This window comes from Lactiplantibacillus sp. B652, assembly GCF_023806745.1.
Classification (GTDB): Bacteria; Bacillota; Bacilli; order Lactobacillales; family Lactobacillaceae; genus Lactiplantibacillus; species Lactiplantibacillus pentosus.
The window spans coordinates 211,653-225,983 of the sequence record NZ_JAMSKY010000001.1; the positions used below are offsets into that span (position 1 = coordinate 211,653).

At 46.6% G+C, this 14,331-nt stretch carries 13 protein-coding genes; 8 read left to right on the top strand and 5 right to left on the bottom strand.

The window, feature by feature from the left end:
- Positions 1-111 precede the first annotated feature (111 nt).
- Together MZO40_RS00925 and MZO40_RS00930 are read right to left on the bottom strand one after the other, a co-directional pair.
- Entirely contained in the window at positions 112-381 is a 270-nt protein-coding gene (locus MZO40_RS00925) for a hypothetical protein (protein WP_105960802.1), read from the bottom strand.
- Between the two features lie 139 nt (positions 382-520).
- Positions 521-1,072, bottom strand: a complete 552-nt coding sequence (locus MZO40_RS00930) for a hypothetical protein (protein WP_105960803.1) — start codon at positions 1,070-1,072, stop codon at positions 521-523.
- Between the two features lie 1,394 nt (positions 1,073-2,466).
- Here MZO40_RS00930 and MZO40_RS00935 point away from each other — a divergent pair.
- The gene (locus MZO40_RS00935) at positions 2,467-2,982 is read left to right on the top strand and encodes a hypothetical protein (RefSeq protein WP_225367156.1); all 516 of its coding nucleotides are present in this window, start codon (positions 2,467-2,469) and stop codon (positions 2,980-2,982) included.
- Positions 2,983-3,192: 210 nt separating this feature from the next.
- Here MZO40_RS00935 and MZO40_RS00940 read toward each other — a convergent pair whose 3' ends face one another.
- Both MZO40_RS00940 and MZO40_RS00945 read right to left on the bottom strand, forming a co-directional pair.
- The gene (locus MZO40_RS00940; RefSeq protein ID WP_252133046.1) at positions 3,193-4,395 is read right to left on the bottom strand and encodes an NAD(P)/FAD-dependent oxidoreductase; all 1,203 of its coding nucleotides are present in this window, start codon (positions 4,393-4,395) and stop codon (positions 3,193-3,195) included.
- Between the two features lie 199 nt (positions 4,396-4,594).
- Positions 4,595-5,017: a MarR family winged helix-turn-helix transcriptional regulator gene (locus MZO40_RS00945; RefSeq protein ID WP_105920280.1), complete on the bottom strand. Its 423-nt coding sequence runs from the start codon at positions 5,015-5,017 to the stop codon at positions 4,595-4,597.
- Between the two features lie 74 nt (positions 5,018-5,091).
- Here MZO40_RS00945 and MZO40_RS00950 point away from each other — a divergent pair, with 74 nt between their 5' ends.
- On the top strand, positions 5,092-5,352 hold the full coding sequence (locus tag MZO40_RS00950; RefSeq protein WP_252133047.1) for a GNAT family N-acetyltransferase: 261 nt from the start codon (positions 5,092-5,094) through the stop codon (positions 5,350-5,352).
- Positions 5,353-5,611: 259 nt separating this feature from the next.
- Here the strand turns inward: MZO40_RS00950 and MZO40_RS00955 are convergent, their stop codons facing one another.
- The gene (locus tag MZO40_RS00955) at positions 5,612-6,808 is read right to left on the bottom strand and encodes an acetate/propionate family kinase (RefSeq protein ID WP_101872724.1); all 1,197 of its coding nucleotides are present in this window, start codon (positions 6,806-6,808) and stop codon (positions 5,612-5,614) included.
- Positions 6,809-6,994: 186 nt separating this feature from the next.
- Between MZO40_RS00955 and MZO40_RS00960 the strand changes: the two genes are divergently transcribed.
- From MZO40_RS00960 to MZO40_RS00985, 6 genes are all read left to right on the top strand, one after another.
- Positions 6,995-7,357, top strand: a complete 363-nt coding sequence (locus MZO40_RS00960) for a hypothetical protein (protein ID WP_088770172.1) — start codon at positions 6,995-6,997, stop codon at positions 7,355-7,357.
- 1,163 nt (positions 7,358-8,520) lie between these two features.
- Entirely contained in the window at positions 8,521-10,917 is a 2,397-nt protein-coding gene (locus MZO40_RS00965) for an ATP-dependent DNA helicase (protein WP_105961219.1), read from the top strand.
- The gene (locus MZO40_RS00970; RefSeq protein WP_105961218.1) at positions 10,889-11,605 is read left to right on the top strand and encodes a hypothetical protein; all 717 of its coding nucleotides are present in this window, start codon (positions 10,889-10,891) and stop codon (positions 11,603-11,605) included. The genes MZO40_RS00965 and MZO40_RS00970 overlap by 29 nt, the downstream gene beginning before the upstream one ends.
- On the top strand, positions 11,602-12,528 hold the full coding sequence (locus MZO40_RS00975) for a sce7725 family protein (protein ID WP_105961217.1): 927 nt from the start codon (positions 11,602-11,604) through the stop codon (positions 12,526-12,528). The genes MZO40_RS00970 and MZO40_RS00975 overlap by 4 nt, the downstream gene beginning before the upstream one ends.
- A gap of 1 nt (position 12,529) precedes the next feature.
- The gene (locus tag MZO40_RS00980; protein ID WP_105922166.1) at positions 12,530-12,904 is read left to right on the top strand and encodes a glycine cleavage system protein H; all 375 of its coding nucleotides are present in this window, start codon (positions 12,530-12,532) and stop codon (positions 12,902-12,904) included.
- Positions 12,905-13,311: 407 nt separating this feature from the next.
- The gene (locus MZO40_RS00985; RefSeq protein WP_003637529.1) at positions 13,312-13,971 is read left to right on the top strand and encodes a LysM domain-containing protein; all 660 of its coding nucleotides are present in this window, start codon (positions 13,312-13,314) and stop codon (positions 13,969-13,971) included.
- The last annotated feature ends 360 nt before the right edge of the window (positions 13,972-14,331 follow it).

Sequence of the window (14,331 nt, forward strand, 5' to 3'; positions counted from 1 at the left end):
CACTTTTTTATTATTCTCACGCGTGTTCAATTGTCAGGCCAGCCGTTAGCTGCACGGCGACTCGCTCCCTCTGACTCGCAATCGAGTAACGCCGCCATTCAGTCACTAGTGTTAGTGAAAGACCATTGCACTAACGATGATAAACTTAAGATTAGCGATTAAGACTAGCGCGAAGACTAATCCGAGGCACAACCGATTCAGCCAGTGCCGGTCCGCCGTATTCGGAAAGACTAAGAACTGTAAATTGAGTATGATCAATGATCCAAATGCACTGCTCGCTAACCACCAGATTGCCTGCGACCAGAGCGTCACTATTACCACGACAACCACGAAACTAACGAACCACTTTTTAATTGGTGCTACCACTAATGGCGTTGTCATTGTCATCGCCCCCCTTGATTACCTTGATTGTAAGCGTAATCGGTCACAGGCGGATAGTAACGACAGCTGGTAACTTAATTGTCCAAATCAGCGGTTGATTGCGCAACTGTGGCAACGGGTAAACTGGGCGTATATTTGACTAGTAGGCCAATTGAGGGAGATGTAAGCTTAGACATATCAACGCAACGGGGAGTTTCAAGGCGGCGTCTGTTATCAATAACCATTCTAGTTTCCTAATCACTGTAATTCCCAAGCGTTTCGTCTCAGCTCCCAGTTTATGGGTCTTTTGAAGTAAAGAACCTTTCTCAATTAGCATCCTTACCGGAATCCAGCACTCTACCAGAACCGTCAAATATAGTAGTGATATGCAAACTTTAAGCGATACAATAACAAAAATAACGTAGTAATAATCGTACTTTAGCGCCAATACGCTCACAAACAAACTCACAGCCACTGTCACTGTCACTATTTTGGTTCGTTTTAGAATCCTGTCCAGCTTGGTCTTTTTTACCTCTTGATCAGTTTTGAGTAACCCTGCTTTTTCCAACAGATCTATTTGTCTACGGACGATTGGACGCATAATGATCCCAGCTAGCCAGTACAAAGCACCGTAGCCAACCACGGTAAGCGCCTGATTCAATAAGGTGCTCTGAAACACAGGGATAAGGAGTTGCTCTGGATATAAAGTCATTAATTTGGCCCGACCTTTCTAAAACGGGTGACGTTATTTTCGGAATGTATTTTGAACCAAAGCGTTGTGTCTCGGTTTCTTTTAGAAATGAAGGCACAACGCTTTTGATAACTGATGGTAAATCAGCAGCCCTAATGAACGATTCCACTGCTGAAAAGGCGCAATTGGGACGGCAAATATTCGATCAAATGGATCGTCATAGCACCAATTTACAAGCAAGCCATATTGGCGCGTACGTACAAAGTATCCCTGAATCTCCAACACGTCATATCAACGTTCTTTGTGACATACCTGGGTTATAGACACCCAGCAGGATCTTTGTCCATTTTTCGGCAGCTTGTAATGCATCTGACCGTATTGGTATCACATTAAAAAATACCACCACATGGCAGAATGCCGACTCACTTCATTATTATAAAATGCATGGTACTTAGCTGTATTCCTAAAATTATCGTTATTAGCAGGAGCCCGATTGAGATGCAACAATAAAATAGTGACCACATCAGCCATCGAAATCTAGCACGAGTGCTTCTATTTGGAAGAATGATTGCGTCATCTATTTTTGGGCGTTTGTTGTAGAAAGCGTAGCTAAACATCTGAAGAACGAGCGGCCGTATACTGAAAATAAGGTAGGAAATTCCAAAAACAGGCACCCATAGCGGCTTGGAATTCTGGAATAAAAAAATGCACCATACAAGACCGGCGACGCCTAGAATGTACAGTTCCTTCAAGAAAATTAGTAACGCGTATAACAGCTTAGAATGCTTTATTGTGTCGCGGAGAATAGGTGTAAAAGTTTTCGTAAATTTGCCAATATGAGCTTGCTCTATAAATATACCGGCGACGTATTTATACCTTTTGGGCACAAGTACATTACGCTTATGCATTAGTATTATCGTATAGAAAAAAACGATAGTAGCAATATAATTAACAGGCCTAAAATTTTATACAATCGGGACACCCCTTTGAGTTTTGACTATGTATTATACTACAAACCGTTGGGTTCAATCAATCTCATAAAACAAGATTAAAAAGCTGATTTAGCGGGATAAAAGTTCCTTTTTATAAAAAATAACAGCATTAATCATTTAAACAGAGATTTGATTTTATCAAAGAATATTGAATGGTAGGATTAAGTCTATTATGATTAGAATAATTAAATTTAATCAACACATAGATTACGTAAAGATTATAGTATCAACACAATTATATCTATGAGTTACTGGAAAGCGTTAATTAGCAGAACGCGCAAATTAAATATCAACATTTACACCTGCAAAGCCAACGAAATATTAATATATTGGCTAAGTTGCGATTTAGAGCTCAACATCATATACTTCTCGGGTAAAAGCACCGATGTTTTTCCCCAAACCAGAAGAAAGTAGCTAGATATTATGAAAAAGCGCATTTTGATTGTGTTATGTGCATTACCGTTATTGATTTTAGGGCTGATTGCATCAATTTCTTTCTATGCCGTAAATATCAACTCAAGTCCCACTACCAAGCAAAGCGTCGCAGCTGAACCAGTCGTGATTTATGACAAGAATGGTAATCAGGTGCCATCATTTGATGCAACATCTCAAGAACTAATTAGCGAAAACACTAGCCTAAAGCAACCAACAACCGTCAAACGGCGGAATAACGGCCAATCGAACAATTTTTGGGGTTCCGGAATGTATTACGGCGGAAATCTGTTCGCTACCACCGAAAAACCCAACAACATTAGATTTTCAGTAAACAAGGGCGCTTTTGCCGTTTACATAACCAATCGACCCGCTCCAAGTTCTCTGGTCCAATATTTGGCAGCCGTTCCAAGTCGTAGCTTCTATCACACAGCCTGGCATAACTGGCTCTACTTCGGCGCTTACAATCCAATATCTGGCCAAAATTATTTTATCCAAGCTCACTAACCAGTGATAGATTGTCCGTAACGACATCTATTCTGCCAATCCCGCCACCCACACGATTACTGGTCAAACTCCATCTTCTCTTGCAATCAGACATCATCGCCGCAATTCGCAACACAAAAAGCGGCGTACTGATCCGAGACCCATCCTCGAATCAGTACGCCGCTAGCCCGCGTTATTCCAGCAACGCGGACAACTTATTCATTTTAAAGATTAATGATACAAATCGAAACGACCCTTGCTGAAGACGGTGCCGAGGTGGGCACTTTCAAGCAATGAGCGGTCCGTAATAATCTTCTTCAAGGCAGAAGCCGCATAACCGTGCACAGGCTTATTGCTGCTGAAGATTTGGCCGATACCATCGCGGTCACTCAATGATGCGACCGTCCCACTGAATTCGTAGTTAAACGTCGTGGTAGCTTGGTTATGGCGTAACGCCCCAATGTTCTTGGCGGCTTGTTCACCAGCTGCTAAGGCGATCTGTGCCGTGGTTGGATAAGGCCGGTTGCTTTCTGGATCCATCACAGCGGCCACGTCACCAACGATGAAGACTTCTGGATGGCCTTCTAACGAAAGGTCAGGCTTAACTACGACCCGGTTACGACGTTGTTCAAAGCCGGAATCCGCAATCACGTGTGAGCCACTGACCCCGACCGTCCAGATAATGGTGTTGGCCGTGAATTCATGCTCATTCTTATCAGCATCGCTGTAGACAACGGCACCTGGCTTGATGGCTTCAATCACTGAACCTAACCGCATTTCAACGTTATTTTTCTCCATAAACTTCAAGGCATAATCGCGAAGTTCTTGGGTGAACATTGGCAAGATCGATGGCATCCGTTCAAGACACACGACCTTGGCAGCTGGTGTCTGATACTTGGCCTGTAATTTTGGCAATGATTGGGTCAATTCACCCAGTAATTCGATTCCCGTAAAACCAGCGCCACAAACGGCGATCTTCAAGTCGTTCTTATCCTTGGACGTCCGATAAACCTTGAACCGTTCCTCGATATGTTCATAAACGGCTTGTGACGTTGCCAAGTCATCCATTGGCAACGCATTTTCATCAGCGCCTTCAACCCCGAATGTTTCAGATTGAAAACCAAGCGCTAAGACTAAGTAATCATACGTCATGTCGGCATGGTCATCGAAGCTGACTTGTTTGGTTTCAATATCCACATTGTTGACCGTTGCTTGAACAAATTGGACCCGTTTGCCAATAATTTCTGGGATTTGATAAGTAATCCGGTCCGGCGCGATGGTTCCCGCTGCGACTTCGTGTAAATTGGTCTTCTCAGTATGCGTCGGCGTCTGGTCGACCAATACGATTTCGTCCTCGGTTGGAAGACTCTTTTGTAAAAATTTGACGGCGCGCATCCCTGCGTAACCCCCACCTAGCACTAAAGTTTTTGCCATGATTTATTAACCCCTTTCATTATAAGCGTAGACTAATGTGTCTGTTGAGACGGACGCTAGCCATGCGTTCAATTCATTAATCCAGTTATAACTTGATAACTACATGTTACTCTCTTCTGACATAAAATTCAGCTAAAACGGCATGTTAATTTGGTTGCTTACAATTAATTTTATGTCCAGCGACTTTACCCGGGTCCTTTCAGTCCAACTGGTCGGCGACATTGGCCGTCACGAGAGATAAACTCTCGAACAAAACTTGCCGCTGTCCGGCCGTCAACCGCGCTCCGACCAAGTCCGCACACCACTGTTCATAGGCATGCAACTCTGGGTATAGCTTCTTGCCCGCGGCCGTTGGGTAGAGGCAGCGGACCTTTTTATTTTCTGGATGTAACGTTTTGCGGACATACCCTTTTTTAATCAAATTCTGGACTGCCCGATAGTTAGTTGTCCGATCCATCTTCATCTGGTCGGCAAGTTGACTAAAAAATAACCCTGGCTGTTCGCAGATTCGAATCAGGTAAATGAATTGATTATTGTTCAACCCATACTTGGCAAAGCGCTGGTTTCCCTCATTCGTCACCATCCGCGACAATGTCCCCATCAATCTCAGTGTTGGTATCATAAGCGCTCCTTTTTATTATTGCATATACAATCATCTGGTGATAAACTTAACGTCAACGCCAAGGAGGTCTCACCATGTGGTCAATCAAAACATTCTCAGAACTAACAACAACTGAATTATACGCCATCTACGAACTACGCGTCAAAACGTTCGTCGTCGAGCAACAACGAATCTACCAAGAAGTCGACGCGATTGATTTACAAGCACACCACGTCTTCAAAATCGTCGACCAACAAATTGTTGCATACGCACGAATTTTTAAAGAAGCAAACCACGTCTCCTTTGGACGCGCCGTCGTGGCCGAAAACCAGCGTGGTCGCCGCCTTGGCCGCTGAGACTCAGTCAAATACTGCAAACCAGCCGTCCGACCAATCGGCGAGCTAAGGCCATTGATTAGCTAAGCAACTGAACTAAGGTAATCTTGACGAACAAACAAAATCGCAAAAGTGAAATCGCAAAAGTGAAATCGCAAAAGTGAAATCGCAAAAGTGAAATCGCAAAAGTGAAATCGCAAAAGTGAAATCGCAAAAGTGAAATCGCAAAAGGCGCGTGCCCCAGAATTAAAATTCCGAGGCCCGCGCCTTTCAAAATGATTTATTTAGCTGAAGATAAGCGTTCAACATCACGAACAATCATCAATTCTTCGTTGGTTGGCACCACCATTACTTTAACTGGTTCGCCTTCCTTACTGATGACTTCTTCCTTGCCGTGCATGTGATTCTTGTCAACGTCGACCGTGATACCGAAGTAACCCAGTGACTTGGCGATACGTTCGCGAATCATCCATGAGTTTTCACCCATGCCGGCGGTAAAGACGAGTGCATCAATACCGTTCATTTCGGCAATGTAACTCCCAACGTACTTCACAACCCGGTTCACGAAGATTTCAATCGCAAGCTTCGACTGTTCACGTGTATCCTGCGTCTTATCCAGGTCACGCATGTCTGGTGACAAGCCTGAAATACCCAAGAGACCGGACTTGTGGTTCAAAATGTCGATGAAGTCCTCAACGTCTGAAATACCGAGGTGCCGCATTAAGAACGGAATAATCGACGCGTCGATATCACCAGAACGCGTACTCATCGTAATCCCGGCTAATGGCGTGAAGCCCATTGACGTATCAATGGCTTGACCATGATCAAAGGCCGTGATCGAAGCGCCAGAGCCCAAGTGCAGGGTGACTAACTTCAATTCATCGAGGGGCTTGCCCAGTAATTGAGCGGTCCGGTTGGCCACGTAACGATGACTAGTCCCGTGAGCACCATACTTCCGTGCACCGAATTTTTCATAGTAGTCGTATGGAATGCTGTATAAATAATTAACTTTTGGCATATCCGCATACAACGATGTATCAAAGACCGCGACTTGAACCGCTTTTGGTAACAAATCACGGAACACTTCAATATAGTAAGCCTGCGTTGGGTTATGTAACGGCGCATACTCAGATAAATCCTTGATTTTCTTCAATGTTTGCGGCGTAATCACAACAGAATCCTTGAAGTCTTCGCCACCAGCGACGACCCGGTGTCCAACCCCTTTGATATCAGTGAGTTGGTCGACGATGTTATCATTCTTCAACCGCGTTAAAACCATTGCGGCAGCTTCTTTAGCGTCAATCGTATCCTTGGTTTCGGTCTCTTTACTCCCATCTGCTTTTTTAATCGTAAAAACAGAATTCGGTAAGCCCAACCGGTCAACCATTCCTGATGCGATAACCGTTTCTTCTGGAACACTAAAAAGTTTCCATTTTAAAGTCGAACTGCCGGCGTTAATTGCTAAAATTTTTGCCATGACTATTTTTCCTCCATCCATCATCAAGTGTGCCTACTGTCAGTTTAGCTAAATATGCATACGCTTTCAAGGATTTATTCACAAACTCATGATTTTCATAACATTGTAAACCGATTCGTCAGCATATTATTTCTTTCATAACCACTAATTAGCTTATAATATAGGTAGCAGAAAGTGAGGCGAATCATGATGAAAAGAATTACTTGGACTTTGAGCAACGGCTTTGCAACGCTCCTACTCGTCGTTGGAACGCTACTGGCATTGCTCACCCTCATCACTAGTTTTGGAACGGCCATCAGCGTTGACGCGATGGTCACAGCAGCCGTCTTATGGCTAGCGGGTGTCGTCTTCTTGCACCCCGCACCCGCCAAAATTTTACTGCCAATCGTTGGACTCGCGAGTCTGAGCATTGGCTATGCCACTTACTTTAGTACAGCTGGTTCCTGGCTATACGCAACGCTTGCAACCATCATCACTGCCGTTATCATCAGCTATGGGTTTAGCCTCCGCAAGACGATTCGCCAACATCACAGCCACTGGTACGACTAACATTGCCGCATCGCACTAGTTGATTTGAATCATAATTCAGGCATGCCCGGTTCCTGAGTTCAAATGCAGCCAGCTATTGACCGCTGGAAACAGGGCGAGTTAGCGTAAACCTGATTTGATAGCTGCGTCCTACACCGGCCTCCAGGAATTTCTGACAACGCTGGAACGCGATGGACACAGATTTAAGCCGAGAACCCACGTCTTAAATACTGGTCTTCCACGTTAGCTGCAGTATGGATGAAACGTGTTCGGGTCAGACTGGGACTTCCGGTTAGCTACGCCAGAACGCCAAGCGGAAATACACCGCTTAACGCTCTAGCTAGGCTAATCCTCAGTCCCAACCCGTCTGAACCTCACACTCTAGGAGCCGCTGAGCATTGTCAGAAACACCTTCCGGCAGGGGATTATATTCAAAAGGCAGACATGTGCGGGCCCAACTTTCAATGAACTGGTCGTTGATTCTTAGAAACCAGTTAATCTGGTATTTAACTGTAAGATTTGTTTCTGATAATCGCTAAATCAGCATACTTGTGTTTGTCTTTCGGAAGCCAGGAACATTACCGAACATGGCCACATCATCCCTAGCCGTCTGAGCTGAAAAAATCCCTGAATGCTCAACGACTGGAAATTAGCGAATAATGCTTAGACAAGCGCCTCAACATACAAATGTTATAACTCACCATCGATAACGATTCAGAAAAGTATGCCTGAAGGGCCAGTCGCCTAATATTCAGTGGTCAGTTGTACCAAGTTAGGTGGCCGTTCATCCGCCATTCGAGCGGGTTCCCGACTGGAGGGGCCGGTTGACAATGCTCAAGGGCGAAGTTCTTCTTGTCCGGGTGGTCTTCCCGGGCTAGAAGAAGACTCGTATTTGAAATTGCGCAGTGGTTTTCTGCGTGAGTTCAAATCGATGTCCGCCCTGTTCCAGCGTTGTCAGCCGGCCCCGGAAGTCGGAATAAGGAGATCACTGGCTGACGAGCAGGAATTCACCAACTGGCACAATTTAATCATCATTAATGCGAACTACAACAATTTTATACCACGCTAGCACGCCCCAGTTCGGGAAGGTGCTGGCGTGTTTTAGTGTGCTTGCAATCAACAGCAGACAAAAGCGAACAGATGTTTTATAATAGAAAACGACTAAATTCAGAAAGGACGCTCCGATGGCAACTAAGATTGGGATTCGACAATTGGTAGAATTCGTTTTACGACAAGGCGATTTAAATGAAGTCAAAAACAGTCAGAATACTGCGCTGAATGGTGCGAAGATTCACCGGCAACTGCAGAGTAGCCGTGGTGAGGACTATGATAGTGAAGTTTATTTGAAGCAACTCGTCACGATGAATCACACCGATTACATTATTGCCGGACGAGCGGATGGCATTCAATTAAACGATGACGGCGCTCTGATTGAAGAAATCAAGACTTCCGACCAACCGTTTGATGAGCTGACAGATAATACGAAGACACTTTATTGGGGGCAGCTCAAGGTCTATGGTTATTTATTATTGCAAGAACATCCTGAGCTTGACCAGGTAACCGGCCAACTGACCTATTTTCAAGTCATTAACGAAAAAATCACCAAAACTCAGCGAATCCTGCACCGCACGGAATTAGACGCCTTCTTCAAGGACCTGATTACCGAATACGAATACTGGCTGACGCTGCGAGCTGACCTTCGCGAGAAACGCAACCAATCGATTCAAACGTTGCCGTTCCCCTTCCCAGCATTTCGGCCGGGGCAACACGAACTCGCCGCTGCAGTCTACAAGACGATCCGTAACCAAACACGACTCTTCGTGGAAGCACCCACTGGGACTGGCAAGACGATTTCCACCCTATTTCCAGCGATTAAGGCGATGGGCGAAGACGTGATCGAACGCCTATTTTACTTGACGGCTAAGCAGAGTACCCGGCGCGTCGCGGAAGAAGCGATTACTTTGATGAGTCACGACGGGCTCAAGCTGAAAAGTATCACGCTGACAGCCAAAGATCAGATTCGTTTTCCCGAGGAACAGGACGTACTCCCCGAAGATAACCCATTCATGCTGGGTTATTATGACCGGTTAAAGCCAGCGCTCAAAGACTTATTGACCCATGAAGACCAGATTACGCGGGCTGTCATCGAGACCTATGCGCGCAAGCATACCTTAGACCCGTTTGAATTCTCACTCGACACCTCATTATTTTGCGATGTCATTATTTGTGACTACAATTATCTCTTCGACCCGCTCGTCTACTTACAACGCTTCTTCAGTGAAAGTGACGACGAGAATTTCTTCCTTGTCGACGAAGTGCACAACCTCGTCAGCCGGTCGCGTGATATGTATTCCGCAGCCGTTAGTGACCAACCAATCAGTACGCTACTGAAGCTTGCCAAGCCCGATAAGAGTCAGCCAAGTGACGACCTACAACGCGAACTCAAAAAAGTTCGGCGGAGCTTCACGCGTCTCAGCAAGGCCTTAATCGACGACCATCTGACCGAGCAAGTCCTGCCAGACCCACCGGACAAATTGTTGCGCACACTCCGAACTTTCAACGAGTTTGTCACCGACTGGCTGGCTCAGCAGAAACCTGGCCCCTTACTGGACGCCGTTCGCGATTACTTCTTCGCCTGCCTGACCTTTGTCAAAATCGGTGACTTATATGATGGCAGTTATCAGACCCGCTACGTCCTTGAAGGGCATCATTTGACGATCAAGGAGCTCTGCTTAGACCCGAGTGACTTCTTGAACCGTTCGTTGGAATTAGGCGGTGGCGCCGTGCTCTTTTCAGCAACACTGACACCAATGGCCTATTACCAACGCGTCTTGGGCGGCGAGGCCAATAGTTTAGCATACCAGCTGCCATCGCCATTTCCGCCCAAGCACCAGGCGATTCTCGTCACCCAGTACGTCCAAACGACCTACCACGAACGCGAGCACAACGTTCCCCGCATCATTGCGAGTTTGCACGCGATGCTGGCGGCCAAGCCTGGTAACTACCTCGTCTTCTTCCCATCCTATGGCTACCTCCTGCAAATCAAGGCAGCCTTTGAAGCAGCCTATCCAGATGTGGCGACGACAGCCCAGGCAGCGGCCATGGATGCCAGTGCGCGCCAGGCCTTTTTGGACCAATTTCAAGCCGACCCCACCCAGACACTGCTGGGGTTTTGCGTACTGGGTGGCATCTTCTCTGAAGGCATCGACTTGCGTGGCAACCGCTTGATTGGCGTCGCAATCGTCAGCGTCGGTCTGCCTGGCATCAATCCAGAGACCAACTTGATTCGCGACTACTATGACCATCAAAACGGGCTGGGATTCGCCTATGCTTACCAGTTACCCGGCATGAACAACGTCTTACAGGCGGCTGGTCGCCTGATTCGCAGCGCGCACGACACTGGCATCGTCCTCTTACTAGATCAGCGTTTTGCCAGTCGCCGCTACACAGAACTCTTTCCAGCGCACTGGCAATATTACCAGACGATTGGCTCCGTCCCACAACTTGAAGCAACCATCGCCAATTTTTGGCACCAAATGGAGGTCCCACACCATGAAGACAAAACTAACTCGCCAACTTGAAACGACGCTCTACCATTATTGCTTCGAACAGGGCGCTTACGTCGTCGAAGAAGTTGCCATGCCGGATGAGCAAGGCATCGTCGATACGTTAAGCTACCAGCAGCTGCCAGATGGGCAGATCGAATGGCGTTGCTACGAGCTAAAAGTAACGAAAGCTGATTTTCATTCCAAGGCCAAGCTCTCTTTTATCGGCCACTATAATTACTTCGTCTTGCCGCAAGCCCTGTATGAAGACGTCAAGGACGAAATTCCTGACCGCATCGGCGTCTTGATTTATCGTGAGTTTGACGCACGAGCACTGGCCTTAGCACCACAGCCCCTACGAACGCCCGGTTTTTTGACGGTGGCCAAAAAGGCGCAGCACCAAGACTTGCAAGTCGACGAGACTGCCCTGACCGCCCACTTTGTCGCTTCCTTGTTCCGAGAAGTCGATAAAGCCAAACGCGTCAAGAAGGGCCTGCAGCTATATTCGGACGACCAATTATTTAAAGAACTCCGAAAACGCGCACGTAAAGGTTATGACGTCTACGACCCGGAGCAAAACTTATACGACCGGTTCATCGATGATACGCAAAGCGACGCCATCGCGGCATTGCAAACTGAACTGGATGCCCGTAATGCGGAATATCAGGCACTCAGACTAAAATACCAGGCGTTAACGGCGCCAGATCTGCGTGACCAACTATGACCACTTATTATCCTTACTTTCGGGGGCGGATGTACGACCTATTAGCGTTACGCGCCCTGTGTGAACAAGGTCAACTAGGCCCGCACATCGTCCCCATCATTGAGCCGGTCCGTGATTCCAAAGAACTCCAGCAGACGGTGACGACACTGATTGCAAGCGCGCAACCTTTCAGCCTGATTGCAAATCCCCAAGTCAGCGTGTACGGCCTCAATACGGTCAAATTACACCCGCTACCCGACTTGCACGCTTATCCGTTTTACCATCCCGGAGCCATTCTCGCGGCTGATTTTAGTGCGGACTATCTCACCACGACGCCTGGCCAAACGAGTCTGCTGATTGCGCCTAACTATCCGTTGCTTCAAGCTTATCAGCACACTCAAGTCTTACAACAAGTTGGTGGCATTCTGATTCCAGACGAAGCCCGTTTGCATCAATTAGCGGCAGACCGGGCCATTTTACTAACAGACGCGCTGCCTTCTCCCGCACACGTCGCGGACTATCAAGATTTAACAGACACTTATTTTGCCCCCGCCTACTGGTCGCAATCACCGGTGGGCTATCAAGGTTTCGGCGACTATTCATTGATGGGCCACGTCTATTTCGAACACGGAATGCCGTCACGCGCGATTGCGTTACACGTGATTTATGTTACGGTTAAGGGTGACTTGCGCATTCATCACTTTGTTTCGGACAGTAATGACAGTATGCGTGGTCAAAAGAAGAAGTTCTTCGAGGCACTGACTAAGCTCACAGCTTGGGCACCGACGCATCTAACTGGCCTCAATCGAACGCCAGCGCTGACGGCATTATTAGCCTATGCGGACCAGCACAAATTCCCCGGTCTGGGGGTCGTCAAAAAGCTGACCATCATGCACCACCTTCAGTTGATGCAGCGGTTACTCGAACAACAATTAGGAGATTAATATGGCAAAACAAGAATCTGCTTGGAAACAAATGATCCACTTCTATCGTCATGATTACGAAGAACAGCATGCCCCCATGCTTTATGGCGATGTCTGGTTGAAGACCAAGTCCCATCAGCGACTGATCCTAGGGCTCAGTGACCAAGGACGTCAGCCATATACCACTGTTAGTCAGGTCACTTTGCCAACTATTGGCAGCCATCTGAATAGCGGCGATGTGCTCGTCACGTTACTCACAGACCAAGGGCCGCAACCCTTGTCAACGCCCTTTAGTGGCACGGTTCAGAAGGTCAACGATACCCTTCAAGTTAGCCCACAACAACTCCTGACTTTGAAGCAAAATGACAACTGGCTCGTTCAATTAAAAGCCGATTAATTTCACAGTTACTAAAAGTAAGCTAATTTAGAGAAGAGCAAGCGTTTACATTGCCACTAAACCAACTTGTAAATTGACCAAACTAATTTGCAGATTGGATACTTATCATACAATTCCTAATCAGACGGGCGTTTGATGATTGACAGCCGATTTTGTTATGTCAACCAACAGACGCCCGCTTTATTTGTCGATAGTCTTAATTAAACCCTCATAAAACCATTGCGCGCCGCGTTATATTACAAAAGATTACAAAACCCGCCTTTTATTACAATAATCGGCCCAATTCGTAAAACTCCTGCTATTTTCCTGTTACAATCGCCAGCTATACTAGGAACCATTGAAGCGCTTGGAAAGAATCTCGGGGCCAAGCCAAATTCGGACTAAAAAATAGGAGTGTACATTACAATATGAAGATTAAGAATGCTTTATTATCAACTGCTGCCGCTACTGCTAGTCTCTTTGCCATTGGTGCTACCGCCCAAGCTGCTACGGTTACCGTAAAAGCCGGTGACACCGTTTCTCAAATTGCCCTTGACCACAACACCACGGTTGACGCCATCCAACAAGCTAACCACTTGAAGGACGTTAACTTGATCCTGGTCGGCCAACAACTTGAAGTCAACGGTGATGACAGTACAACGACAACCACCACCACGACAACAACGCAAACGTCACAACCAGCTGCAACGACACAATCATCCAGCCAGACGACTAACCAAGCTAGCCAATCTCAAACTAGTCAAAGTAGTCAAACACAATCGAGCCAAACCCAAACTAGCACACCAGCTGCTAAGACGACGACGCAACAAAGTACTAGCTCAACGTCCAACTACAGCAACAACAGTTCTGAAAGTGCTGCTAAAGCTTGGATCGCCAACAAAGAATCTGGTGGCTCATACTCAGCTCGTAACGGCCAATACATCGGTAAGTATCAATTAAGTGCCTCATACTTAAACGGTGACTACTCCGCTGCCAACCAAGAACGAGTTGCTAACAATTACGTTGCCTCTCGTTACGGCTCATGGGCTAACGCCAAGAGTCACTGGTTAGCTAACAACTGGTACTAAACTGCCCTTGAATTAACTTATCAACTAACGTCAACCGTCCTCATCTTTTGTAGATGAGGACGGTTTTTTGTATGCATATTGTCGGTGACTTGATTGGTGTGGCTTTTAAAATCAAAACCGCCAGCTTGGGACCGCTGGAAAAAGTTCGAATTTGCGTAAACTTTCTGTGGTAGGCGCGTCCTACACCGGCTTCCAGGCATTTCTGACAACGCTGGAACGTGGTGGACACAGATTTAAGCCGACAGCCCACGTCTTAAATACTGGTCTTTCACGTTAGCTGCAATGTGGATGAAACGTGTTCGGGTCAGACTGGGACTTCCGGTTAGCTACGCCAGAACGCCAAGCGGAAATTCACCGCTT